Here is a 24,380-nt window from a genome sequence, read left to right as displayed (position 1 = left end):
TATTGATGCTGATAATACTTTCATTAACTGATCTTATTCAGGGTTAAGATCCTTCTTTTAGTAAAAGTGCTTACTCCCAAGTGGAGCATCTTCGATCGTTGCAATTACTTTATATCCATATTTCTTGTATAATTCGGGCGCTTGAAAACTGAATGTATCTAATTTGATAAAAGCAATCTTATCGGAACATTTTCGCTTCAATGAAACACCTTAAACCTTCTTATCAATTATATGTTTGTTGCTCTTAATTTCTATTCTAAGCATTCTAATTTCATCAATTAAAACATCCATCTTCTTTGCCGTATTTGATCCATCCATTGCACTTCGAATTATTAATATAAAAACAGAAAAAATAAATACTAACAAAATAATTCCAAATATTATCAATAATATATTTTCCATTAATTACCCTCCTTCAAATGTTTTTCCCCTTACTACAACAGGTGGTTTCCGCAGGTATGAATTTAAGAAGCTGAAGGCACCCAACGAGGGTCCGTATACCCAAACTCGAAAGGCTGTCTGCCTGTCGTACCTTCTTCGACTTTCCTTCTGACCGACCTAGAACTGAATAGCCCGAAGCGTGAATGTTATGCTCTGGGAGGTTGAGGCGAATATTTTTTATGTCCTCTTATAACTCCATCATGAAAGATCTCAATTACAAATTCATTGGGTCGATAAAGCCATACATCTGGTGAGACAGCAGTTACATCATTTAAATTCTTTAATGCTGATTCTAATGTGTTTTGTATGACTGGATCTTCGCTATGACTCCACAATACATACATTTCGTTTGAGCAATCAATATATGTTTTGATGTTTTCTATTATTTCTGCCGTTAGTTCTATAAAATCATAATTTGACCATTCAATTCGACCATAAAATGTGATTTTATACTCTGTATTAAAGCCTTTATATATTTCCTTGGATTTCTCTGAACTAAATATAATAGTCTCTGGATGCCAATGATGCATTTGATACTCAAATGCCATTTCTCGAATGTCTTCTATTTGCGTGTACTTCAGTAAACATTCGCCTTTCTCACTCTATTCACCTTCCAAAATATAGAATATGATCATTGATAATTCAGATTAAAAAAGACAAATCACTACTTAAAGTGATCTGCCCCAGGTACTTCCTCCATTCCAGATAATTCGTATTTAGCCATTGCAAAATAATTTCACACAACAAAAAAGAGCCCCCAAAATGGAAGCTCTTCTTATGTAATTCAGAACGGAGAGAGTGGGATTCGAACCCACGCACCGCTTACGCAGTCTAACCCCTTAGCAGAGGGTCCCCTTATAGCCACTTGGGTATCTCTCCATAAAAATGGCTCCCCGAACAGGACTCGAACCTGTGACAACTCGATTAACAGTCGAGTGCTCTACCAACTGAGCTATCAGGGAACATTAGAAGTAAATTAGAAGTGAACATGAATTAATTTATCATGATTTCAAGGTCTAGTCAAGCAAGTAAAATAATTTTTGTGATCGTTTTCAAATTCATACATTATTTCTGCCTGTAGGTAGATTTAAGAGGGGATTACTCCCCCTTTGTTTATACGTAACACCATTCTCCATCTTCCGGAAGCTGTACTCGATCCTGTAGTTCCTCCTTCTCCAAGTGAGCTTTTAGCTTATCCCGGGTAACAAGGCAATGATTGATGGCGTTCATGTGTATTGCAAACACTTTAGTAGAAGGAGCATATTCACATAAGTCTACGACATCCTGCTCATTCATTGTAATATGGCATCCGCTTAAAAACTGCGCGCCACCAGCATTAACAATTATCACCTCAGGATTAAAAGCATCCAATGCCATCTTTACCTTATCACACCAAATCGTATCACCTGCCACATATAGAACAGGTTCGCCTTCGGCCTGAAACACAAACCCGGATACCTTACCCATAAGTTTACCAGTCACTCCAGTGCCATGCCGTCCATCAGTACGTGTTATAGTTATTCCATTGAATGTCAGAGAATCGCTAATTTCCGTGGTATGCTCAAACCCCTGCTTCGATAATTTATCCCCATCTCCTTCCTGACATAATAGTGGCAGATCATGCGACAACAAAGAAATGGCAGCGGCATCCCAATGATCTGGATGAAGATGCGTGACAAGAATTGCATTAGGACTCAACCATTGTTCTACTGCTCCCGGCAAAGGAACGAGTGGATTGCGACGATCATTTTCCGTATTAAAAATGGGAGGATTAACACCCTCCTCACTCAGCATAGGATCAATCAAAAATGTACTTCCCCCATACTCCAGCCATAAAGTTGCGTTGCGAATATGCTGTATTTTCATCATAAGCCCTTCTTTCTTTCAGATCTCTTCTGCTACAATTAATTATAGTTGGACCTTAAATTAGAATACATTGAGATTGGAAAGAGATTGGCCTGTTCTACTTTCACGCAGAAAGGATTTTTGATAATGATGAGTTCTTATTCTATAGATGATGTGGATTTTCGCATCCTGCAGCTTCTAATTGAAGATTCCACGATCAGTCACAGAGACATTGGGCAGCAAGTACATATGACTGGCCAAGCCGTGGGCGCGCGTATTCGCAAAATGCAGGATACTGGAGTGATTGAAGGCTACACCGTCCGCTGGAATCCAGATAAGGTTGGGGAAGCGATCCATGCCTTTATTACTGTTTTTTTGAGTTCAAATATGGTCCATCCAGCCTTTCAGACATTCGCACAACAACATGCCAGTGTAAAAGAAATGCATCGGGTCAGTGGAGAAGGCTGCTATTGGTTACGTGTCCGTACTGGAAGCCAAGAGGATTTGAATCTCTTTCTCGACGAGTTGCTGAAGTTCGGAAATTACAGAGTTAATCTATCGATGGGAAAGCTGAAGTAAAACTACATCGTATATGAGGTCGCTTTCGGACCCAGTTAACCTTATAAGCAACATAATCGAATATTTGGTATACTAACGGACCCTCTAGTCGCGATTGGCATGAAAATCACCAAATATGTTCGTCCAAAAAAAACGTAGAGCAGCGATTCTCCAATTACTCGAGAATCGCTGCTCTTTTAGTAGAATATTGTAGCTTTTATAACGAAAACTAATTTAATAATCCAGCAGTTTTAAGTAATCTCGCTAAGATCACAGCGGCCTCTGCACGGCTAGTATCACTGTCAGGTGCAAAGCTGTCTGCGGACTGGCCTTTCATGATTCCTTTTGCGGTTAAGACATCCACCGCCTCTTTAGCCCAAGAAGAAATCGATGAAGCATCTGTGAAAACATTTGTAGCCGAATTTGCTCCAGATTCTTCACCTCCAAGGTTCAACAGCTTCAGTGCTCTAGCTGCCATAACAGCCATTTGCTCCCGTGTAATAGGAGCATTCGGACGGAAGGTTCCATCCTCATAGCCTTGAACCAGTCCTAAGGCTGCAGCGCCTCTGGCATCTGCTGCATACCATGATAAATCGGACACATCGCTGAAAGTCTTCGTTGTGTTCGCAGCGACTAGCCCTAGTGAACGAATCAGCATGGCTGCGAACTCGGCACGACTGACAGATTTCTGAGGTGCAAACATATCTGTGGATTGTCCGGTCAAGATCAATCGACTGGCAAGCATCTCGATCTCATTCTTCGCCCAGTGTGAAGAAAGATCTCCAAAGGTCACAGGGTGCAGCGCAGCGAAGAATATACCACTCGCACTATTGCTCTTAACAGTAACCTTGGTAATCCCACCTACGAGCTCGAACAATGCAGGTACATAACGGAAGGAACCCGTCAGTTCATCGTAAATAAGGACTACTCCATTCTTAGCGTCTATGGACTCCTTAATGATAAATGTACGTTCCACATATGTGGTACCGAACCCATTTGCAAGTACAATGGTTTTACCATCTGTGACCTTTAAGGTGACACTTGCCGGAGTTCCTTGCACCATAAAGCCTTGTTGCTTAGCCTTGGCAAGCAGTTGTTCCAGTCCTTTTCCACTTAGCGGACTTAGTTGGAACTCCAGTGTGCCCGCTGGCATCTGCGCAGCTTTCAGTACACTCTCTACAAGTCCCAATGGGAAGCGATAGCTCATATCGCCACTTCCAATGACAAGCACCGCATTCGGGCTGAGTGCTGCCGCATTGCGTAAAGCTTCTGCACTAAAGCGGGCTATACCGTCGCCGTTAGCTGAAATCTCGATAACCGTCTGCCCAGCAGTCGCCTTAGCTTTTAGCTGCACATCATGATTAGCAGCTGGTGTAGGCGTTGGAGTAGCAACAGGTGCAACAGGATTTACTGACCCCGTAGAGTCTGTCGGACTAGGAGTACTTGTTGGTTCCACCGGATCTGTTCCACCATTTGGTCCTACCACCTCAAGTGTATACATTCTCATCTCGTTGCCAAAAGTTACCGTGAAATCTGTACTTCCCACTTTAGTTCCACTAAGACTGCCGTTTGTAAATGTAGCAATATCACTGTTCATAATCTTAAAGGTAGCTTGTGTAGTAATATCCGTTCCTTCTTTGTCCAGTACCTGAAGGGTAGCAGACTTACCCTGCTCTAATACTACAGGTCCGCTCTGTCCATCTGCTAGCTTGATGGAGAAAGGTTTAACAGCTGTGGCTATTCCTTGGTTTTGTTCTATAATGCTTAATTCAGGAGATGCATTAGTCAGGAGATTCATCCGTTCGCCACGAATAATCAAGTTGTCGACGAGCAGGTTACCTTTCAGATTTTTCGTAACTTCTATACCACTTGTGCCTGCCCCGTCTAAGACATTATTCGTCAGCACAACTCCATCAATCGTCGTGAGCGCTTCTCCCTCAAGATTACCGTGGGCAATCAGGCCAGAATAGGTGCTGTCGAGCGCCGTATTGTTACGGATGAACACTTTTCCTTTCAGTTCACTCTCACCAGCGTACAGCCATAACGCACCGAGATTCACCCCATAACCGGAATCATAACTACCTGTGCGAAGCAATGTATTCCGCTCAACGATAGTCGTTCCTTGGAACGGCTCTGCGGAGAAACGGGTAGATACAGCGATCCCGGCTCCGTTAGTCACAGTGTCTTTTACCACGTTATCTTGAATTCTGTTATCTTTACCACCGAAGACCACAATGTTATCGGCCAACCACGGTAATGAGACGTTATTAAAGCGTGCCGTATTGTTATAACTCAGTGTACGTTCCGTACCATTCATATCATTCAATTTGGCATCTGTGAACGACCACATCGCAATTCCATCATCCCCTGGATAGCGGATGTCACTTTGTTCCATCATGCTGTTGCCAGTGCCTACGGCAAAGTTAATTCCGTCCGCCATCAGATTGCGGATTCGAAGACCTGCCATATACAGACCATTCGTGCGAGCCTTCTCACCAATCGGTTGTGTTAACCACAAGCCTGCTTTGGTATGTTCAATCCATACATTCTGAATGACCGAGCCTTGACCAAAAGCACCATGGAAAGCGTTCGTGAACGCCTCATCATCCCGTACATTAATGCCGCCTTCAATCAGTAGATCGTATACGCCAATCTTGCCGCCGTGACCGTAGAATTTGGCTCCATTCAGCACGGTATACCACATGCCGGCTCCTCGGATTTCAGCCTTATCCAGATCGAGCAGACCCTCTCCAACATTAAAGGTACCCGCTGGGAACCACACCCCTTTTCCTGTCGCATTCGCTTCGGCAAGGGCTGCCTTGAAGGCTGCGGTATCATCACCCTCATCATTCGCTACCGCGCCAAAATCCGTTACCGAAATAAAGCCGTCAGGACGAGTTAACTCAGGAGCTACCTGCTCCATATCCACCAGATCGATGACATAAGAAGCTGCATGGTCTCCTGTTCCCTTTTCTAAACGAATAGTCGCTCCAGCAGGAGCATCGCCAATCAGAGCATGGATTTCGTCAAAGAAGCGGTGTCCACTACCTTGGCGTGGATCATTTGACCATGGGTAGCTGCCATATTCCCAAGCGTATTTTGAAGTTAGATTCAGCTGTTTCTTAACTCCATCTACAAATAGGGTCAACGTTTCCTCCCCACCAGCACCATCCGGACTATCCGGAATGGAATAGCGAAGAACAATAGAATTTGCTGCTTCTGCAAGCTTGAACTCTATATAGTCCCCAGTATTCTTCAAGGCGACGGCTTGTCGTCCAGAAGCCTCGGAAGCCATCGTGCGATATTTCCGCGAAGGACCGATCAGAGTTCCGTTAGTGACTGCATCCTCAGCTTCATAGCTGATATAAGGAACTGTTGCTCCGCGATAAACTTTGTTCACACTATTTTTGACTGTCAGACTATCAATGGTTACTTTGCTCCAATCGATATTGTCATTAATTAGAGAAACGGTGTTGATTCCTGCACGCAGCTTCAGTTTCACCTGTTCAGTCTTCCAAGAGGAAGTATTGACCACATTCACTTTAGCCGCTTCCTTCAGGCCGTTCACCTCAAGCAGCAGATCCGTTACATTACTGGAATTATTCTTGTAACGAACAACGGCATCATATTGTCCAGCCTGCTGAGCATTGACTGCAAACCGTATAACATGATCGCCTTGGAATGCTTCTCCTCCTGCATAAATTGCATCTGTAGGGATAGGCAAGAAGCTCCAAAGAACGCTGTCAGTACCCACAGCAGAACCCAGTTGAACAGCCGATGCGTCATGAGTAAGGAAGCCCGTTTTATCCGCACTTCTCAGGAGATTGTAGCCTAACTTCTCTTCCAGGGTCCACTGGGAACGTTCCGTTTCCCCAGAAGCTAACAAGACGGCTTGGTCTGCTTCATTTAAAGAAAGATATTGTTTGGTCTGAACATTCATTATGCGTTTACGTCCATTTACATCTTGGACGATCCATTGGGAGTGAGCCGCCGTGTTGGAGGCTTCTGCATATACGAGTGCCCCTTCTTGTTCAGCCAATACTTTGCCAGTCAGCCCTTTTGGCACGATCGTTATCATGTTGGTATCATTCTGAACTGGAGTTGTTGTATCGTTATTGCGCAGTTCTCCAGACGGAGTAGTAAACTCCTGCTGAGCCGCTTCAAGTGTCCATTGCGCTAAGCCGTCACTCTCTAGTAGGAGCGCACGTTCTGCATATCCCGTCTTATTCGCAATGTTTATTAATTCATCGTCGTATTCTCCATAGAGACTACGAATAGTGTAGTGCGTATAATCGGAAGCCAAGCTTACTTCCCAAGCAGATGCTCCGTCTATAGCCGGTTCCGCGATACTGCTCTCCAAGTATGAATAATCTCCATTCAATGTTAAATAATGTCCTGTTGCTCGATTGATAATCGTCTGTTTACCATCCTCCAAAGATATATTCCAATGTGAGAATCCATTGTCTGCTGACGGCTGTCCGTACAGAACAACGCCGCGCTCATTCTCGTATAAATACTCCCCACTGCTTGCATTCTTAAATCTTACAGGGTAAGCAGGGAGCGGTGGCGCAATCGCTTCAACGGCTTCAGCGGTAAAGTGTGCACTTTTCCGATCCACTGCATCTGCTGCTTTACTGATTCGTAGAATAGGATTGCCATTGTCATCCGGAGCACCGTAGATATAATGACCCGCCCACGAGCTCATAATGGTAGTCACACCGGATGCCTGCGTATCCACCTTCCACTTAATGCTGGCCCATACATCGTATACAGTTTGTAATGTCTGAACGCTTACGTTAGGCTCAATTTCATCTACAGCCCCACCTATATGCTCCAGGGAGAGATAACGTCCTGTAGCTTTATTTTTAATCTTCACAGATCCATTGCTGCCAGCTATTTCTTGCAGCTGCCAGACAAAAGAATCGTCGTTCAAATCAAGTGGACCATAAGTAGCCTGGCCTACAGTCACATCCTCGTTGGCAGCAGCTAGCGGGGCAAGATTGGTGTCAGAGGTTGTAGATTCCGGCTTATCCTGCGGCACCACTACTTCAGCGCCCTGTGAATCATAAACAGCTTCAGTAACCGTCTTAGATTCTTGCAATTCCTGTAGTAAAGCTGGAGAAGTCAACAAAGGACCATCCTTAAGATATTGATCCTCACCATTTACAGCGTCTAGCTTGAAGCGGAACAAGTCCGGCTTTTTCTCAGTAACGGTAACAAATCGCCATTGTGGGCTGCCCCAGCCTGGATTGATCACACCATACTCAGCGTATTTCGTAAGATTCTGGAGTGAGATAAACTTTTCAGGGAATTTATTAGGTTCCTTATCGAGAACACTGCTGATTACGTATGTGTTGTCGCCAATATTTTTGCCTGTCCAGATATATTCTCGTTCCACATTATTCCTGTCTGGAAGCTCAGTGACCTGGATATGGCCATCTGGCATATTCATCGTGTTAATGTAGTGGCCTGTTTTCTTGTTCTTGAATAACTTACGGCCATTATATTTCTCAATCAGCCATTGATCTGAGCCATCCTTCTGCATATTTCCATATTTCAAGAGGCCGTCAGCAGACTCATACCAATAAAAAGACTTCCAGCCATTCTGAATACGATAATATGGAATGGTGCCATCCGTTGGTGTATTAGGGTCTAGAAGCTGCCACTGGGCGCTCAATGAAGACGCATCCCCGATTGCTCCAGCACTGTCTCCACCCAAGGTAGATAAATAGATGCCGTTGCTCTCTACATTTTCTAGTGTCAGATAATCATCATAATCATCAGAATCTTTAAAATTCCATTGATCCGATGGTTGGCTTCCACTGATCTGCTCAGCCTTGGCTGTGCCATCACTATATGAAAGATAATGATTAGTAGCTGCATTACGGATACGTTTATTGCCGTCATAATCCTCTATATACCATAGATAATCGGATGAATCAGCAGGATCTGGAGCAATTAATCCGTGCTTAAGCGCGCCATTTGCGGATTCATACAAGAAATCTGTAGCTACTTGTGCATCTGTATAAGTGGCCAAGCGTATAGGCTGCAACTCGGAAATAGGTACGATTTTCCACTGAGCATTATGACTGGTTGCTTCACCCGGCCAACTGTTAGAGCGCACGTTATTGTCTTCATCAAACTGAGGATTCAGCCATAAAGGTGTAGCTCCGTCGGTTAATCCTTTATTACTTAAGGTAATGAAACCCGCTCCATCCGCGCCTGGTGCATCTTCTTTCACCCATTCACTTAGCTTTACGTTCTCCGCATCGATTTCTTGCGAAAAAACACCTGCCCAAGTCACTTCATTTTGCTTAATATAATGGCCCGTCTCACGGTTTCGAATCATCAGTGTTCCATCGTCCGTTCCCGGCTCAAGAAACCACTGGGCTGCCTCATTCTTTAAAGGCTGTTTGCCGTAAAGTACATTTCCTTTTTCCTCATACATCACCTGACCGGGACGCATCCGGCTTTCCAACCGTACAGGCACTGTTCCTGCATTAGGGTCGATAAAAGCCCACTGTGGACTCTCAAACGTAATATTGATATCCGAGCTTACTTGCGCATAACCAAGCTGATTCTCCTCGTGGATCACCAGCTTACTCTCAGGCACGCTCGCGCTTCGGATGATCATGTATCCGTTTCTATTGGAAGTATCGATCAACCACTCATCCTTAACACTTCCCGCTCCTTGGAGATCTGCCGCCTTAAGCGTATCCTCTTTGCCGTTATTACCAGCCAGTGTAATGTAGTGACCGGTCTTCACATTCTTAATGCGTGACAGACCATTCACCGTCTCCACTGTCCAATGCGATGATGTGTCCGCTGGATTGGTCATGCCATAACGCACGATACCGTCAGACGTTTCATATAAGAAATTATTTTTCCACTTATTCTTGATGAGTACTGTCCCTGATGGAATTAGCCCTGCGCCTGTTCCGTTGGCCCCTTCTGCTCCTACGGAACCGCTACCGATTCCCCTCACAGGCAAGCTTGAGAAAATCAGCAGCATCGCGAGCAGACCCGCCATCGCGGACCTGAATCGTTTCATAAATGTGCCCCCTCTTCCTAATATGGACTTCCCTTCCATCTTAGTTTGACAACGCTTACAAAACGATGTGCGATTTTATCCAGAAAAAGGTGTATTTGTACGTATCTACCGCAAGACCTTAGCGCATATGAAAATTGACAAATCTGCTAAACCCTATGATAGTTAATTTAATTAGAAGAAAGCATTCATCAAATGGAGGTACATATGAAATTCAAAATGGATTCACCTAAAATAACCGATCCAGAAGCTCTACTCCCTGAGCAAATATACTCACTACAAACTAAAGATGAATTCAGTCGTTGCAGCATAAGCGATACTGTTATTGTTAATCAAGAGGCTAATAAGGTCAGCTTTGATCAAGTGATTTTTAAAAATGTAACGATTATCGAGTCGTCCTTAACGGGGATTGAGCTGATGGATGTGATTTTTGAGCGATGCGATCTATCCAATGTGGATTTTACGAATGCGATTATTCATCGAACCGAGTTTAGAAACTGTAAGCTCATCGGTACGGACTTTACAAGAGGCAGATTCCAGAATGTTCGCGTGGTAGATTGTATCGGGGATTTCGCGACCTTTCGATTGGCGAATCTGAAGCAGGTTACTTTTGAGAATAGTTCATTGATGAGCTCGGATTACTACCAATCGAATCTTCAGAAGGTCAGCTTCAGCGAATGTAATATTGATCAAGCCACAATGTCAGGATCAAAGCTTAACGGGATCGATCTTAGTGACTGCGAGTTCAGTGGCTTGATCGTGGATATACAAGATTTAGAGGGATGCATCATTTCGCCTCAGCAAGCTGTTTCCTTTGTAGGATTGATGGGTTTGGTTATAAAATAACACCCTTGCCTGCTTACTGGACTTCCAGTGCCAGCAGCTTCAGCTTACCCGAACATTTGCCGCATCGGTAGCGCTTTGGGTCTACTTTTCGCTTACGCGGATACTCCATGGCACACGCTGTACAGATCAGCTTGTACCGATAAGGCAGTGACTTCCGTGCTTTGGCACCCGGCAATGTCTGACAATAGCGACTCCCGCCGACTTGTGCCAGCAGTCTTTTGAAATCCGTGTCACGATGCATATACCCTCGCTTCGCCAAATGCAGATGATAATGGCAAAGCTCGTGTTTTATAATTTTCTCCGTCTCTTCTCTACCGAACATAGCAAGCTGATGGGGATTAATCTCTATATTATGGCTCTTGGTAAAATATCGACCACCTGTTGAAGATAATCGGCTGTTAAAGCTTGCCTTGTGCCTAAAGGGTACGCCAAAGCTGTCCCGTGATACCTGCTCAATCCACAGCTGCAGCTCTTCGTTGCTCATCGTTTCCATAGCGTTCTATCACAAGTCCTTTCCACGGGAATTAAGATCTCTACTTGAATTGTAACTTGTGCATAGGCTAAACTGTCAAGAAGGAAGACAAGTACGGAGGGAGAATGACCAATGCCGAAAATGCGGTATGTAATTTTGCAACAACATCAACGATTGCAATTCGTGGAAATGCCCGAGGAATATGCGTACCAGCTAAGTGCGCTCAATTTACGTCTAAACAAAGAAATCGACAAGCTGACAGCCGATAATGTACCGGATCTGCCCTTAGCCATTGCTGAATGCGATTCCCTGGATCTGCTGCGTGAGGACTACTCCCTGGAGTCTGGCCTGGATTATATCAATAGATTGGAACAGGCCTTTGCCTCTGTTCAGGAGCAGAAGAACTATCCGCTCATTTCCCTGCTGACCGAGATTCGGGCGCTGCAAGCTCAATTAGAGCAGTGGTATGAAGAGGAAGCAGAAAGCATTCTGTAAATCGTCACCTTTAGGCTCATTTCTCCATATGCTAACTTACGTAAGCAGTTAGAGGAGTGATACCCTTGCCACAGTGGCTCTGCCATCAACTGATGAAAGCCTATTACAAAAAAGACCGCCGTCAGATCAAGCTGCTGAACGAGTGCTGGTTCTTTTATCGTAATTCTGCGGAATCACCGGATTCCATCCAGAGAAATTTATAGGATTCGTTACATTCAAAAATCCATCCCGCTTCTTACAGGGGATGGATTTTTGTATAGGATTCGTGGTGTTCCCAATTAGAACATAGGGAATACATATCTGACCAAGAAGAAAAGTGCTCCGAAAAAAATAATAATATAAGCAGCATATTTAATAAAGGTAGATGCGACAACACTGGAATCCGATTTCCTTTGCACCTCTGTATGCTCCACTTCAACGCTTCTATCTTTATAGCCCGGTTCCATCATCAATCTCTCCTTTCGAATATAGGCTGGTAGATAGTCTCCATTAACCCGGGGCTTTCAGAGTTGAAACAAAATTCCAAATCGAACCAGTTATTATCCGGCATCATGAAACTGCTCTATTTCTTTTACGCTTTCAAGCACATCGCCTTGTGAATACGAGCTCCCTGATGGTTCGGCTCCAAGTGCAACGCTTCCTCAAATCGTTCTTTCGCTTCTGCCATTTTCCCTAAGCCTAATAAGCCTAAACCCATCATAAACAAGCAATGTATTTGATTACGTCTATTCAGATCATCCTCGAATACGAGGAAATCAGGTAAGGATACGGCAAAATAATCAATCTTCACCTCATCAAAGAGATGTCTTTCTGCGAAATCGATCAGCTTATTAAAACGCCGGTTCGCTTCCTTCGGATGATTCAGCTGTACCCATGCTAAGCCCTGATAGAAGATCATTTCTGGCGGCTGATCGTTGTAGTACATCGCGCTGGCTGGTTCTTCCAAGCCTTGAGACGCAATCGCCCAGTGTCGAGCAGCTTCTTGCATCTTGCCTAATCCGTTATAAGCCACACCAAGCTCATAATACACATTATTCTCTTGCGCCCCATCGAGCTTACCTTCACCTAAATTCTCTGGATAATGAAGTGCACATGTTAATAATGAGATAGCCTCTTCATATTGGCCTTCCTGATTCGCCTGCTTACTCCGTTCAACAAGCGCCAAAACATATTGTCCCGTAGCTTTCCCTTCGCCACCTTCCCATGGATGGAATTGACGTCGTAATAGAACGGACAAGGCTTCTTCATGCTTGCTAAGCAAATTCAGTAGCGTCACATATTCTAGGTATAGATCATCACGCTTCTCCACAAGTGCCATATGCTGTTCCAGTCTCGCCATACGCTCCTGAGCAGAAACGCCCATCTTCTTATACAGTTGATCCAGCTCGTAGAATACTCTCGCATCATTCGTATTGCACTGGAAAGCTTGTTTAAGTGACTGCAAGGAAGCCTCAGCATCATTACGCTTATTGTAATAAGCAAGCGCAAGGTTACGATGAACCGTCGGAAAACGATCATCAAGTGCGACGGATTGCTCCCAATGGCGAATGGCATCGTCGGCACGTTTTTTGTCATAGCATAGATTTCCTAGATAATAATAAGCCTTACTACCTAGCGGATTGCAGGCAATCGCACTTTCTAATACCTGTAGCTCAAACAAGCTATTCGGGAAGCAATAATCAGAAGATGCGGATTGGGCAAGCTGACGCTGCGCTGTCGCCTCTTCCTTACGGCTCAACTTCTCGTAAACATAAGCTAATGTGTAATGCACCATCGGATACATGGGTTCATTCGATGTCATAGAAATCTGCTCTAACACCTGTGCAGCTTCCGCGAACAATCCGCTGCCTGCATAATCGGAAGCCAGATTTAAATAGTTATGCGCATCGTTTCGCATGAACTGTGCAAGCTTCATCTGAGCCTCAGCTGCTTCTTTTTGTCGCCCGAGCAATGTAAGCGTAAGCACTCTCTCGTACGCTGCCCCGAAGTCCGCGATATCTAGTTTCAATGTCTCCTCTGCGAATGTAATCGCCTCAGAATAACGTCCAAGCTTGCGTAAAAGTGCTGTTTTTACATGTCTTGCTTTATAGTTTCTTGTGTTACGTCCCAAAGCTCTAGTTCCAAGCTCCAGCGCTTCTTCATACGCCCCACGTTTACAAGCAATTTGACTCAATGCATTGTATCCACTGTCTTGGAATGCTGCAGACCATACTGCCTTATAGAAGGCAGCAAATGCTTCTTCATTGCGATCCTGCAGTCGAAGTGCTACACCTAGCTGATAATAGGCTTCACTATCGTATGGGTTTGGATTCCGCCAAGTCAGCGATTGAATAGCTGTACGGAAATGATTCTCCGCTTGCTTGAACAATCCCCGACGAAGCTGCAGCGTTCCATAGGCCACATTCAGACGAATATCGGATGCATCTCTTTTTAAGCCTTCTTCATAGTATTGCTCTGGCTCGAACGTGGCATGGCGGTATTGCTCTAGGTGAACACCAGCCAAATACAATTGCTCTGTGCTTTTTAATTCTTCCGGCAACGGAAGTGGCTTTGCTGCATCGGGGACCTTCTCAATGCTAGGCATCGCTGGGCGATATGAGATAAGGCTGTTTCCATTCGCATCATATACCGTTACGATTAACTGATGGGGTTGATCTTCATCATCTAACGTAATAACTGATTTGTAGGTCAGTTCTGGAGAGAGCGTAACCGTCTCCTTCACATATGTTCTATGCTGACCTTTTAGCTCAATAACCGCTCCTTCGAATACCGAAGTTCCGTAGGCCATCACCGTTGCAGTCCGGGAAGCCTCATCCACCTCAAGATTGACAGCTGCATCCATTGAGGCATTTTTCACTATACCGATGTTCTTATAAGGCATGAAATATTGTGTAAATGACTTCTCTTCATACGGCTGGAGCCAAGTGAAATCGGGCTGATTATCTGTAAATACCCCTGTCATTAATTCAATATAGGGTCCATCCTCATCGGTTAAATTACGATCCCATGCTTGACCAAATTCGCCGTTCCCCCAAGTCCACTGCTTTTTACCCGGAGATACATGGTGATTCGCTACGTGAAGCAGACCCGCTTCAACCCCATGATCATAGCCGCCCACGAAATTATAATCGGATTTGAACGCCATGTATGACGTAGGAACCGGGATATTTGCATAGCGCGAAATATCTACACCTTCGGAATAGTCCATCTTGTAATACGTTCCTGTTGCAATAGGGAATCTGGACACATCACGCTTACCATGATCGAATACGGCTGTGACATCCGGTGGAAACACCGATTGCGTATGGTCATTGACCGCAACCGCAGGGTTTGCCCACCATAAGAAGGTTTGTGGCTCCGAAGTGCGGTTATATAGCTGTGCAGTAACTTCGAGATAGGCTTTTCCTGGATGCAGCGTGAGGCCCGTTGTGACCTTCGTTCCATACATCCGGTCAATTTCACTCACCCATACGGTTGCACTGCCATCTTCATTCTCCGTCATCACATGCTCCACAGGGCCAAACGTGTTCGGACGATGATGCTGCGGCCAGTTAAATTCAATCCCGCCCGAAATCCATGGCCCGGCCAGACCCACAAGTGCAGGTTTAATCACGCGATTGTAATAAACAAAATCATAATTGTTCGTCTTGTCCAGAGCACGATAGATACGGCCACCAATTTCAGGCATGATCTCGATGCGTACATATTCATTTTCGAGCATGACCATCTGATACGATTTCATTTCTTTCTCATCCATAATTTTATCAACCACAGGATGTGGATATACTCGCCCCGAGCTGCCTTGATAGACTCGCTTCTCTAGGAACATTGGATTTTTATCGGGTTCTCCTGTTTCATAGGTAGGAATTTCAACCATTTCCCCCCAGATGTGGACGCTGTTCGTTAAGATTCTAGAAGGCTCTTTCATACTCATTTCGTTCTCTCCTCCTTCGTGATATAGCTCTAATTTATCGTTGAATACGCTTTTAAACAATTGACGATAATCTGTAACTGATGGACAATATTCTTATCCTAAAAATAATATTCTCCTTATGAATAGGTTGTTATTTTAAATAAATAAATTATGTTCTTAAAAAGGAGGGTTATCATGACAGATATCTCATTAAAGCCGGATGGCTTCGATGAGCAGAAGCTTTTTGTGCTGCCCGATTTCATGATGAATGAATTACATGAGAATCCGTTAACAAATTCCTTCTATGTAAGTGACATTGGCTGCTTCCCAAGAGCGAAGTTTCATTATCGAGAGCGTCCACAAGGATGTGAATCGCATATTCTTATGTATTGCGTAGAGGGTGAAGGGTGGATGGAGAGCCCTCTCAATAAGCTGATTCAACTAAAAGCAAGACAATTAGCTGTCATTCCTGCCGGAACGCCCCATCGATATGGCGCTTCAAATGAGAACCCCTGGACGATCTACTGGATGCATCTAAAAGGAACACATGCTGCTGCGTTGATTGAAACCTATGCCTTGGATAAAGAACCGCTAACCTTTACCCTGAACCTTCATACCCAATGGATCGACGATTTCGAGCAATGTTATGCCCTGCTATCGGATAAGCCGTATGCTATGAGTAATCATATTTATGTGTCTCAGTGCATTCGCCATCTGATCAGCCATGTGGGATTGAGTACCATGAACTCTGAGCAAGATAAAAAGAACGAACGTTATCTTGAGCAAGCCATTCGCTACATGACGGATCGAATCAACAGCTCCATTTCACTCCCGGATGTAGCGAAGCATATGGGGTTATCGAAGCAGCATCTAATTTATTTATTTAATCAAGAAACCGGGGTTCCCCCGATTGAATTCTATCTGCGCCTCAAAATGCAGCGTGCCAGTCAAATGCTGGCATTAACCGATCTACATATTAAAGAAATCTCTAGTGCTATCGGGATGCAGGACCCCTACTACTTTTCTAGATTGTTCAAAAAAATAATGGGATGCTCGCCGACTCAATATCGAAGCACCCCAAAAGGTTAAAATAAAGAAAAGCCACACGACCGCTGCACCAGGTAAACCAGTATAGAGGAGTGTGGCTTATATTTTTGTTGTAGAGGTTCTAATTAAAACTACGGTTGGAAACCCAGGAGCCTTGCAGTTTACGAAGCATAATAATTTGTCCGGTGTGGTATGAATCATGCAGGATAAGACTCATTACCTCTTCCCCTGGGGCATGACCCGAACCACCCCAATCATATGCGCCTTCTTCCAACGCTTCAATGATTTCTCTAAGTGAAGCGTGCACCTCCTTCAGGTCTGCAACGGCCTTCGCCCATGCTTCTTCCCCTTCCGTTGTTACAGTGAAGGTATCATCGTTGCTTTCAGCATCAGGATGTTTGGGTAACCCTTTTAACTTTCGCAGCAAACGCACCTTATAATATGTTAGATGGTTGACCGTCTCCCAGATAGAATTGATTGCATTCCCCTCTGGCTTCCAAAGTGCCTGTTTACTGTCCACACCTTCCAGTGCATCACTTAACGGCGGGGCCCAATCCTCGACATCCATGCAATAATCCCAATTTTGCAGCAAAACCTCACTGATTTTATTTTGCATGTTCAACCTCCTAATCCTAACTGAATTATGTAACTACTTAAACCATAATATAGTTGTTACAAAAGAAATGTAGCATAATTCCACCATCCTTTCAAGTAACTAGCTAATCTTATTTTTAACTGTTACAATTAATGTTATCGAGGGTTGTGCGGAAAGGATGAACCGAACGTGTTGTGGGAGGATTTCATTAACAGTTACTGGCGGGATTGGCGAACAGGGAATAAGAATAAGGACCGGGATAAGCTCGAAGATCCGGAGTGGCTAGCAGAACAGTTGAAGAAGTATACTCTACTAGAAACAGAAATGCCAAATACTATAGAACTGAAGAAGCTCAAAGCGCTTCGTTCCCTACTATGGGGATGGGTACAGGCTATTGTACAAGGAAAATCGATGGATGGAGAAATGCTGAAGCAGCTCAATGTCTATATGGACAAGGGTCCTGTTACGCGACGAATTGTATGGAATAGCGACGATCAAGCGGAGATTTCATTATTACCACTATATAGCGGCTGGGAGCAGGTAATGGCGGAGATAGCGGCGTCTTTTGCGGAGGCATTGCTTGAAAAAGAGCCCTCTCGATTCCGCATCTGCGATAATCCTGATTGCCTTTGGGTGTATTACGATGATACACGTAACCGTTCTAAGCGTTACTGCGATGACAAGGCCTGCGGCAATCTCATGAAGGTAAGACGGTTCCGGGCGCGAAAGAAGGCTGAGTCTGAGGGGGAATAAAAAGTCGCTTTGATGAGGGGTCCGATATATGACCTAGCTGAGCTGTTGTCCTCTAGCAGCATTTTCTAGCAATTGAACGATCCCTGTTACTAAAACAACCAGGCAACGCTTCTTCGATTATTTATCTGTGGAATAGCTGTATTTCATACACTTATTCCGTATGCAAATGGACTTATTGTGACTTTAGCTGTATTCTATACACTTAAAACCTAGAGAATTCACCCATAACGTGATAAATCACGAAAATAGGTGTATGAAATACAGCTATTTCCTTTGGAGAGTTATTCGCGGGGAGAATAGTTGCACAAAATACATCTACAAGCTCCTACACCTTGCTACATCGGCTTTCTACGCCTATATTCCAGTTAATATGGGGAGCTCCATCGGCTTTCTATGCCTATATTCCAGATGATGCGGAGGAATGGAAGCTCCATCCGAGCTAAAAATCCCGCCTATTAGGTTGGCTTATCTACCTATAACCCTAATATCTCTCCACCCGATCATGATCTCTTCAACCATCTCATTTCCAATTTTCACTTCCTTCATCGCAACAGATTCGCCACCCACTTTGTGGTAAAAATGAATCGCCGGATTGCCCACTAGCACCCAAGTCATGAACGAGCTATAACTTTTTTCCATCAAATGCTGTGCTACACTTCTTATGAGCAGCTTCCCTAGACCTTGTCCTTGGTATTCCTTAAGCAAATAAAGTGCGTATAGCTCTGCATCATACATATCTGCCTCTCTTCGGGCTCCTCCATTTCCAAATCCAATAATCGTCCCCGCCTCATTTTCAGCTACATACATGACCTCGTCTTTATGGGGATTTTCAAAATTCAGAATCCAACGCTTCTTTCTAGCTTCCACGGTAATACTATCCAGAAACTCGTCCGATATTAGCCCTTTATACGTAGTTTTCCAACTCGAAGCGTGAACGAAAGCGATCCCGTCTATATCCCTAGATGTTGCTTCTCTGAACTTCAATTCATAATCCCCCTTTAGATTTCGGATAAAAGCTTCAGCTAGTCCAGCATTGACATTACTTCCTTATGAGTAATAACTGCTTATGGATTCTCTGGTTAATTCTTTCTTAACTTACCCCTGCAATGCCTTACGCACGCTTAATATATATTTCGCCTGATCCAGCGGATTCACACCCCGGCGGGTGCGCTCAGCAGATACGTCAGGTGGACATTCTTCATAGCCGGCAAAAAAAGAAGTGAATGTGCTGCGCCCCTTTGTGTAGGAGCTTAAAGTAACGGGATAATCAAGCGACGTTGCCAGCGGCAAACGCCCTTCGATGATCATCCGCTCGCCTTGCAGCACAGGTGGCTCGAAGGTGCCGCGCATCTGAACCAAGTCGTTCATCACTCGGCCGCCATTCTCCTCAGGGACAACGATACGAACCTGAAGAATCGGCTCCAGCAGCTTAGTGCCTACCCGTGCGAGTCCATCCATAATCCCCATTGGCGTCGCTACGGCAAAATCCAGCGGATGGGTATGCCATACATGATGCTGTCCCTCAATCAAGGTCACTTTAAGATCGGTAACCTCCCAGCCGTACAAGCCCTGCTGCAAGGCTTCTGGTACACGGCGTGCGGTCTCGCTCTGATATTGCGGCAGTAGATCGGAGCTCCGCACTATCGAATCATAAACTAAACCGCTGCCAGGAGATCCAGGCTCAATCTGAAACCTCAGAATCGCCCAGCATGGCTTAGGCATCGTATATGCTATAAAACCTTCCCCAACAGAGGCTGGCGTTTCTTTATAAATGACAGAGGGCTGGCCAAAGGTGACCTTGAGGCCATATCGCTCCTCCAGAACACTGTTCAGAATCTCCAGCTGGATAGGCCCCATTACTTTGATATGCAGCTCCCGCTCATCCTGCAGCCACTGCGTATCCAAGAGCGGATCTTCATCCGCCAGCTCCTGCAATGCTCCGATAACCTTATGGTCATCCATATCGGTTCCCCAGAATACGCGCACCGTTAGCAGCGGTACAGCGAGCTTCGCTTCCGCCGGTATCGCCTCCGGATGACCAAGCACATCTCCGATCCGCACCCCCGATAGACCATAGAGTACAGCGATATCGCCCGCTTCAAGCGCTCCGACATCCTCAGTACGGCCGCCCTCGACCTTGCGGATCTGGGTCACTTTCCCCTGAATATCCTGTGTGTAGTTCATCACCGTATCGCGGTTACGGATCATCCCTTCATAAAGGCGGACAAACGCCATTCGCCCCATGCTTTTATCACGTTGAATGTTGTAAACGATACCTGACACCGCACCCTCAACATTCCCACCAGCCCGCGGAAAATACTCAACCATCGCGTCCAGCAATGCAGTAATGCCAAGCCCCTTGGCGGCAACACCATAAACCATTGGGAAGAAGCGTCCTGAAGCGGAAGCTGTCTTCATATATTTTTTCCAGGCTGCAAGATCAATCGGACTGCCTGACATATACGTCTCCAGCAGGTCTTCATCCCGCTCAGCCAATGCCTCTAATAATTCTGTCTGTATAGCAGGATCAGCATCCCTTCCCCATAAATCAATAGCTTCTATGTACTCCTGCTCTTTGCCTATCGGTTGCTGAACAGGAATGATATCACTAGATAAATAATTTCTCGCTTGTGCCAGCACAGCCTCAGGGTCTGCACCTACACGATCCATTTTGTTCATAAAAATAAGCGTCGGTATTCCCAGCTTCCTCAGCGCGTTCCAGATCATCTCACTTTGAGCCTGCACACCCTCTACCGCCGACAAAATTAACACCGCACAATCCATCACTCGCAAAGACCGTTCAACCTCTGACAAAAAATCGACGTGTCCCGGTGTATCAACGAGGTTGATCTGCACGCCTTTCCATTCAAAAGAAGCTAATGCCGCCCGAACGGATATTCCTCGTTGCCGCTCCACATCCATAGAATCCGTCAATGCTGTCCCAGTGTCTACGCTGCCAAGCGCCCGAATGCGACCGCTTTCATACAAAATATGCTCTGTTGTTGTTGTCTTGCCGGCATCCACATGGGCAAATATCCCCACATTAATCCGTTCTGCTCCCTGCTGCTGAATCATCTATAGTACCCCTATCATGAGCTAGATTGATCTAAATTTATATTGTACACATCCTTATGTCTCATAGTAATACATCCCTCCTTGTTGTTCCACCCTCCTACTAAATTGGTTAAATCCAGCTGTGCCGGGTATGTAATTACTAAGTTAAGAAGTCTAACGCCAAGGAGGAAATTCATCATGTTAGATCAACGTTTGCAAAATAAAGTTGCAGTAGTCACAGGCGCAGGTTCTGGTATCGGAAAAGCTACCGCCATACGGTTCGCCCAGCACGGAGCAACGGTGTATATGCTTGATCGGACCCCGGAGGAATCCTACGAAACTAAACGTGAAATTGAATCCATTGGGGGTACAGCTACAGTTATCGAATGCGATGTTTCCAATCCAGGTCTTGTCGAAGAAAGTATTCGTAAGGTTGCGGATGAGGCTCAAAAGATTGATATTATTTTTGCGAATGCCGGCATTAATGGTACATGGGCTCCAATCGAAACACTAGAAATCGAAGATTGGGACCAGACGTTAGATACCAACCTACGCAGTACCTTTGCCACAGTAAAATATGCTATCCCCCATATGAAAGAAAATGGCGGCAGCATCATTATCACTAGCTCTATTAACGGAAATCGAGTGTTCTCGAACATTGGTGCTGCTGCGTACTCCTCTTCCAAGGCTGGACAAGTCGCTTTTATGAAAATGGCTGCGTTAGAGCTGGCGCAATACGGTATCCGCGTAAATGCGGTTTGTCCTGGATCGATCGACACTCAAATTGGAGATAATACGGATAAGAGCGATGATCTTCAAGAAGTGAAGATTCCTGTAGAATTTCCGAAAGGCAATCATCCTCTGGAAAATGCGCCCGGTAAACCTGAACAAGTAGCCAATCTAGTATTATTTCTCGCCTCGGATGAGTCTTTCCATATCACAGGAACTGAGATCTATGTAGATGGTGCCGAGTCACTCCTTCGCGGATAACGTTTTACTTGAATCTTCATAATATTTTAAATGACCTGCAACATTTTGGTCTAATCTACCATCTAAGAGTATGGAGGTGACGCATAATGAAGAAATCATTATTCATAAGTAATGTCAAAACAATGACGATAGCCTGCGGTATTCTAGCAGCAAGCCTGTCATTTGGAGCATCCGCTTTTGCTTTTTCGGATTTGAAAGGTGATCCTGCGGAAGCAAAAATTAACTCCCTGCATAAAGAGGGAATTATAAATGGAGTAGACAGAGATAAGTTCGCGCCTAAATCTAAAGTAAGCTTTGCCCAAGGCATTCAGTTCATCGTTGGTGGTCTGAATCTGTCTCCGAAGCCAGAGGCGGGTAACAGCTCATCCAAAGCCAGTGATTATTTTGATAAGGTGAACGACAAATCCTGGTATGCTTCAGCCTTCCTGACTGCTAAGCAAAATGGTCTTTCACTTGATCGAACAGTAGATCCTAACGGAACCATCACCCGTGCTCAGTTCGCTCACTTATTGACGCAAGCACTGCAAAGTAAAGGTAACTTCCCGGTTACACTGATGTATGTAGACATTAAGGATGGCGATAAACTTTCTACAGAGGTTATAAATAGTCTCCAGATCCTGCTGAATACGCATATCGCCACACTCGATAAGAACGGTAATTTCCGGCCAAATGATGCCATTACCCGCTCGGAAGCAGCCGCTCTAACCTACGATGCAGCTGCTTTTGCCAAACGCGTAATTGTGTCTAATGGCAGACCTACTACTCCAACCTATGAGACTGAGGTTACATTAACCAAAGCGGGTGAAGGAGTAAATAAGGCTACGCTGACCGTTAACAACTTACCGCATCCAGGATATGGACTAGTGATTGAGCGAATCGAATTTGGCAAAGACAAGACCGCTGTCATTTATTTTAATGTGACTGCTCCTGAACCAGGAAAAATGTACGCACAGGTGATCTCAAAAGCATCTGTTGTCACTTATCTGCCAGAGGGATATAAAGCGATCGCTAAATCGGTATCCGGAACTACATCTTCTTCTAGCGCTACGCAATAAAAGGTATATATAGATTGAACTTGAGATTTTAGAATTAAGGGTCAGTCGCAGCTACAGTGAATATTTGGACTTCCAGCCGCTGTTGTCTCCAGATTTTCTTGATTTGTACCGCTTATAGTGGTTGAAATCCGGAGACAAAGGCGGACGCTATCACTCCTACAGTTCCAAAATTCCCTTCCCTACTCCATTCCCTTTCCTCAGGTTTCTAAGTTCATTTTATAAACAAACAAGGGGGTGCTTCAAAAGCCATAAAATGGCTGCTGAGACACCCCTTGTTTGTTATTTATTTCCCTCCATACACTTAACCCAAGCTCTGTTTTATTTATCACATATTTGGACTTCTAAAGGACTCATAGTCGCTATTGGCATAAAAAACCTCTACTTCTCAGGGTGTCCATTGATCATGAATAATGCCTACTAGAGCATGATCCTCTCCAATCTTCTCAAAAACTAGGCGCAAGCTGCGCCAGTCCATCCCCTCCACTGAAGGATCGATGCCAGCAATATGATACTCGACGAAATCGTATTGATCCTTGGGATACACTTCGTTTAGGTTATTGATTGTCGTCCCTTGCCCAAGTCCCTTATTCACAGCAGTCTCAGCCATCTGCATAAAGTCCGCATCGTAGACAAATCGCTTGTAGTAATCTGCAAATGTCATCTCAATTAAATCACCCGTGCCAGCAAATGTCCGCCACACCCTTTTGGTGGAATCATTCATTAATCCTTCTACTTCATCCCTGGTGAATACAAGATCCTTCTTCGTATCCACATGTGCGTATGGAGAAAAGCGTAATCCTTTCTCCCCATGAACCCAGGCCGCCAACTGCTTCATATCCTTATTTTTAATTGACCTTATGACTGTCGTCGCAGCTTCCTCTACAGTTGGCGGAAGTCCCTCCTGATCCAGTGGCTGATCCGTGCTTGATGGCTCCGTCTCCTGTAGTGGCTCCGTAGTAGCCGCTGGTTGTGCAGCTTGCGTCTGCTCTGGCGTTTGCTCTGGCATCTGCATTTGCGTCTGCTCGGGGGTCACCTTCGGTTCCGTTCCCGCTTCCGGCGTTCCACTGCATGCTGCAAGCCATAGCATAGCTGCTATCAGCGCGAGCCCACCTATATTTCTTGCGAAGTACATTAGATCCCTCCTTATCATTGATTCTCTATTCTTCAGACTGATTTGAACAAATGAAGGTTGCAAGCTTATACTAAAACTATTAATAAGATCTTGATTGACGGAGGCGTTACTATCGATTTATCAGAGAAACTAAAGA

General features: G+C 44.8%; 19 protein-coding genes, 2 tRNA genes and 1 pseudogene. 8 read left to right on the top strand and 14 right to left on the bottom strand.

Going from position 1 to position 24,380, the window contains the following annotated elements; all coding sequences use genetic code 11:
- Positions 1–57: 57 nt before the first annotated feature.
- From ACN6KS_RS05865 to ACN6KS_RS05840, 6 genes and pseudogenes are all read right to left on the bottom strand, one after another.
- Positions 58–171, bottom strand: a pseudogene (locus ACN6KS_RS05865) (GNAT family N-acetyltransferase); the annotation flags it as partial.
- Between the two features lie 39 nt (positions 172–210).
- Positions 211–402, bottom strand: a complete 192-nt coding sequence (locus ACN6KS_RS05860) for a hypothetical protein (protein ID WP_440961563.1) — start codon at positions 400–402, stop codon at positions 211–213.
- A gap of 185 nt (positions 403–587) precedes the next feature.
- Positions 588–989 carry a CDI toxin immunity protein gene (locus tag ACN6KS_RS05855; protein WP_440961562.1) on the bottom strand — a complete coding sequence of 134 codons (402 nt, stop codon included), beginning with the start codon at positions 987–989 and terminating at the stop codon, positions 588–590.
- A gap of 242 nt (positions 990–1,231) precedes the next feature.
- Positions 1,232–1,320 (bottom strand) — tRNA-Ser (locus tag ACN6KS_RS05850).
- Positions 1,321–1,327: 7 nt separating this feature from the next.
- Positions 1,328–1,403: transfer RNA gene (locus ACN6KS_RS05845), tRNA-Asn, on the bottom strand.
- A 151-nt stretch (positions 1,404–1,554) separates the two neighbouring features.
- A complete protein-coding gene (locus ACN6KS_RS05840) occupies positions 1,555–2,307 on the bottom strand; it encodes an MBL fold metallo-hydrolase (RefSeq protein WP_440962370.1) in 753 nt (250 codons plus the stop codon).
- Positions 2,308–2,433: 126 nt separating this feature from the next.
- On the opposite strand from ACN6KS_RS05840, the gene ACN6KS_RS05835 reads away from it, so the two are divergent.
- Positions 2,434–2,865 (top strand): Lrp/AsnC family transcriptional regulator, encoded by a 432-nt coding sequence (locus ACN6KS_RS05835; RefSeq protein WP_440961561.1) that lies wholly within the window; start codon positions 2,434–2,436, stop codon positions 2,863–2,865.
- A 208-nt stretch (positions 2,866–3,073) separates the two neighbouring features.
- On the opposite strand, the gene ACN6KS_RS05830 is transcribed toward ACN6KS_RS05835, so the two are convergent.
- Complete coding sequence (locus tag ACN6KS_RS05830) at positions 3,074–9,895, bottom strand: S-layer homology domain-containing protein (RefSeq protein WP_440961560.1); 6,822 nt, start codon at positions 9,893–9,895, stop codon at positions 3,074–3,076.
- A 204-nt stretch (positions 9,896–10,099) separates the two neighbouring features.
- Between ACN6KS_RS05830 and ACN6KS_RS05825 the strand changes: the two genes are divergently transcribed.
- Positions 10,100–10,738, top strand: coding sequence for a pentapeptide repeat-containing protein (locus ACN6KS_RS05825; protein ID WP_440961559.1), 639 nt, complete (start codon positions 10,100–10,102; stop codon positions 10,736–10,738).
- Between the two features lie 13 nt (positions 10,739–10,751).
- On the opposite strand, the gene ACN6KS_RS05820 is transcribed toward ACN6KS_RS05825, so the two are convergent.
- Entirely contained in the window at positions 10,752–11,222 is a 471-nt protein-coding gene (locus tag ACN6KS_RS05820; RefSeq protein ID WP_081382729.1) for a SprT family protein, read from the bottom strand.
- Positions 11,223–11,342: 120 nt separating this feature from the next.
- Here ACN6KS_RS05820 and ACN6KS_RS05815 point away from each other — a divergent pair, with 120 nt between their 5' ends.
- Together ACN6KS_RS05815 and cmpA are read left to right on the top strand one after the other, a co-directional pair.
- Positions 11,343–11,705 (top strand): hydrolase/acyltransferase, encoded by a 363-nt coding sequence (locus ACN6KS_RS05815; protein WP_440961558.1) that lies wholly within the window; start codon positions 11,343–11,345, stop codon positions 11,703–11,705.
- A gap of 65 nt (positions 11,706–11,770) precedes the next feature.
- Positions 11,771–11,908, top strand: coding sequence for a cortex morphogenetic protein CmpA (gene cmpA, locus ACN6KS_RS05810; RefSeq protein ID WP_094874036.1), 138 nt, complete (start codon positions 11,771–11,773; stop codon positions 11,906–11,908).
- 75 nt (positions 11,909–11,983) lie between these two features.
- Here cmpA and ACN6KS_RS05805 read toward each other — a convergent pair whose 3' ends face one another.
- Positions 11,984–12,154, bottom strand: coding sequence for a hypothetical protein (locus tag ACN6KS_RS05805; protein WP_156113060.1), 171 nt, complete (start codon positions 12,152–12,154; stop codon positions 11,984–11,986).
- Positions 12,155–12,276: 122 nt separating this feature from the next.
- Complete coding sequence (locus ACN6KS_RS05800) at positions 12,277–15,639, bottom strand: DUF5107 domain-containing protein (protein WP_440961557.1); 3,363 nt, start codon at positions 15,637–15,639, stop codon at positions 12,277–12,279.
- Between the two features lie 174 nt (positions 15,640–15,813).
- Between ACN6KS_RS05800 and ACN6KS_RS05795 the strand changes: the two genes are divergently transcribed.
- Complete coding sequence (locus tag ACN6KS_RS05795; protein ID WP_341133907.1) at positions 15,814–16,707, top strand: AraC family transcriptional regulator; 894 nt, start codon at positions 15,814–15,816, stop codon at positions 16,705–16,707.
- A gap of 79 nt (positions 16,708–16,786) precedes the next feature.
- On the opposite strand, the gene ACN6KS_RS05790 is transcribed toward ACN6KS_RS05795, so the two are convergent.
- Positions 16,787–17,281, bottom strand: a complete 495-nt coding sequence (locus ACN6KS_RS05790; protein WP_179281735.1) for a DinB family protein — start codon at positions 17,279–17,281, stop codon at positions 16,787–16,789.
- A 168-nt stretch (positions 17,282–17,449) separates the two neighbouring features.
- Between ACN6KS_RS05790 and ACN6KS_RS05785 the strand changes: the two genes are divergently transcribed.
- A complete protein-coding gene (locus tag ACN6KS_RS05785; protein ID WP_341133906.1) occupies positions 17,450–18,013 on the top strand; it encodes a CGNR zinc finger domain-containing protein in 564 nt (187 codons plus the stop codon).
- A gap of 465 nt (positions 18,014–18,478) precedes the next feature.
- Here ACN6KS_RS05785 and ACN6KS_RS05780 read toward each other — a convergent pair whose 3' ends face one another.
- Both ACN6KS_RS05780 and ACN6KS_RS05775 read right to left on the bottom strand, forming a co-directional pair.
- Positions 18,479–18,997 (bottom strand): GNAT family N-acetyltransferase, encoded by a 519-nt coding sequence (locus ACN6KS_RS05780; protein ID WP_094874041.1) that lies wholly within the window; start codon positions 18,995–18,997, stop codon positions 18,479–18,481.
- A gap of 111 nt (positions 18,998–19,108) precedes the next feature.
- Positions 19,109–21,088 carry a GTP-binding protein gene (locus ACN6KS_RS05775; RefSeq protein WP_440961556.1) on the bottom strand — a complete coding sequence of 660 codons (1,980 nt, stop codon included), beginning with the start codon at positions 21,086–21,088 and terminating at the stop codon, positions 19,109–19,111.
- 177 nt (positions 21,089–21,265) lie between these two features.
- On the opposite strand from ACN6KS_RS05775, the gene ACN6KS_RS05770 reads away from it, so the two are divergent.
- Together ACN6KS_RS05770 and ACN6KS_RS05765 are read left to right on the top strand one after the other, a co-directional pair.
- Complete coding sequence (locus ACN6KS_RS05770; RefSeq protein ID WP_094874043.1) at positions 21,266–22,057, top strand: SDR family oxidoreductase; 792 nt, start codon at positions 21,266–21,268, stop codon at positions 22,055–22,057.
- 86 nt (positions 22,058–22,143) lie between these two features.
- Entirely contained in the window at positions 22,144–23,112 is a 969-nt protein-coding gene (locus ACN6KS_RS05765; RefSeq protein ID WP_440961555.1) for an S-layer homology domain-containing protein, read from the top strand.
- 385 nt (positions 23,113–23,497) lie between these two features.
- Here ACN6KS_RS05765 and ACN6KS_RS05760 read toward each other — a convergent pair whose 3' ends face one another.
- A complete protein-coding gene (locus ACN6KS_RS05760; RefSeq protein ID WP_094874045.1) occupies positions 23,498–24,244 on the bottom strand; it encodes a hypothetical protein in 747 nt (248 codons plus the stop codon).
- Positions 24,245–24,380: the final 136 nt, after the last annotated feature.

The organism is Paenibacillus nitricinens (assembly GCF_052056485.1).
Lineage (GTDB): Bacteria > Bacillota > Bacilli > Paenibacillales > Paenibacillaceae > Paenibacillus_AQ > Paenibacillus_AQ nitricinens.
The sequence above is the reverse complement of the archived record's forward strand: the minus strand, read 5'-3'. Positions and strand labels throughout refer to the sequence as shown.

Coding starts and splice junctions, on each gene's coding strand:
- ACN6KS_RS05860 (WP_440961563.1), bottom strand. CDS start 402: ATGGAAAATATATTATTGATAATATTTGGAATTATTTTGTTAGTATTT.
- ACN6KS_RS05855 (WP_440961562.1), bottom strand. CDS start 989: ATGGCATTTGAGTATCAAATGCATCATTGGCATCCAGAGACTATTATA.
- ACN6KS_RS05840 (WP_440962370.1), bottom strand. CDS start 2,307: ATGAAAATACAGCATATTCGCAACGCAACTTTATGGCTGGAGTATGGG.
- ACN6KS_RS05835 (WP_440961561.1), top strand. CDS start 2,434: ATGATGAGTTCTTATTCTATAGATGATGTGGATTTTCGCATCCTGCAG.
- ACN6KS_RS05830 (WP_440961560.1), bottom strand. CDS start 9,895: ATGAAACGATTCAGGTCCGCGATGGCGGGTCTGCTCGCGATGCTGCTG.
- ACN6KS_RS05825 (WP_440961559.1), top strand. CDS start 10,100: ATGAAATTCAAAATGGATTCACCTAAAATAACCGATCCAGAAGCTCTA.
- ACN6KS_RS05820 (WP_081382729.1), bottom strand. CDS start 11,222: ATGAGCAACGAAGAGCTGCAGCTGTGGATTGAGCAGGTATCACGGGAC.
- ACN6KS_RS05815 (WP_440961558.1), top strand. CDS start 11,343: ATGCCGAAAATGCGGTATGTAATTTTGCAACAACATCAACGATTGCAA.
- ACN6KS_RS05805 (WP_156113060.1), bottom strand. CDS start 12,154: ATGATGGAACCGGGCTATAAAGATAGAAGCGTTGAAGTGGAGCATACA.
- ACN6KS_RS05800 (WP_440961557.1), bottom strand. CDS start 15,639: ATGAGTATGAAAGAGCCTTCTAGAATCTTAACGAACAGCGTCCACATC.
- ACN6KS_RS05795 (WP_341133907.1), top strand. CDS start 15,814: ATGACAGATATCTCATTAAAGCCGGATGGCTTCGATGAGCAGAAGCTT.
- ACN6KS_RS05790 (WP_179281735.1), bottom strand. CDS start 17,281: ATGCAAAATAAAATCAGTGAGGTTTTGCTGCAAAATTGGGATTATTGC.
- ACN6KS_RS05775 (WP_440961556.1), bottom strand. CDS start 21,088: ATGATTCAGCAGCAGGGAGCAGAACGGATTAATGTGGGGATATTTGCC.
- ACN6KS_RS05770 (WP_094874043.1), top strand. CDS start 21,266: ATGTTAGATCAACGTTTGCAAAATAAAGTTGCAGTAGTCACAGGCGCA.
- ACN6KS_RS05765 (WP_440961555.1), top strand. CDS start 22,144: ATGAAGAAATCATTATTCATAAGTAATGTCAAAACAATGACGATAGCC.
- ACN6KS_RS05760 (WP_094874045.1), bottom strand. CDS start 24,244: ATGTACTTCGCAAGAAATATAGGTGGGCTCGCGCTGATAGCAGCTATG.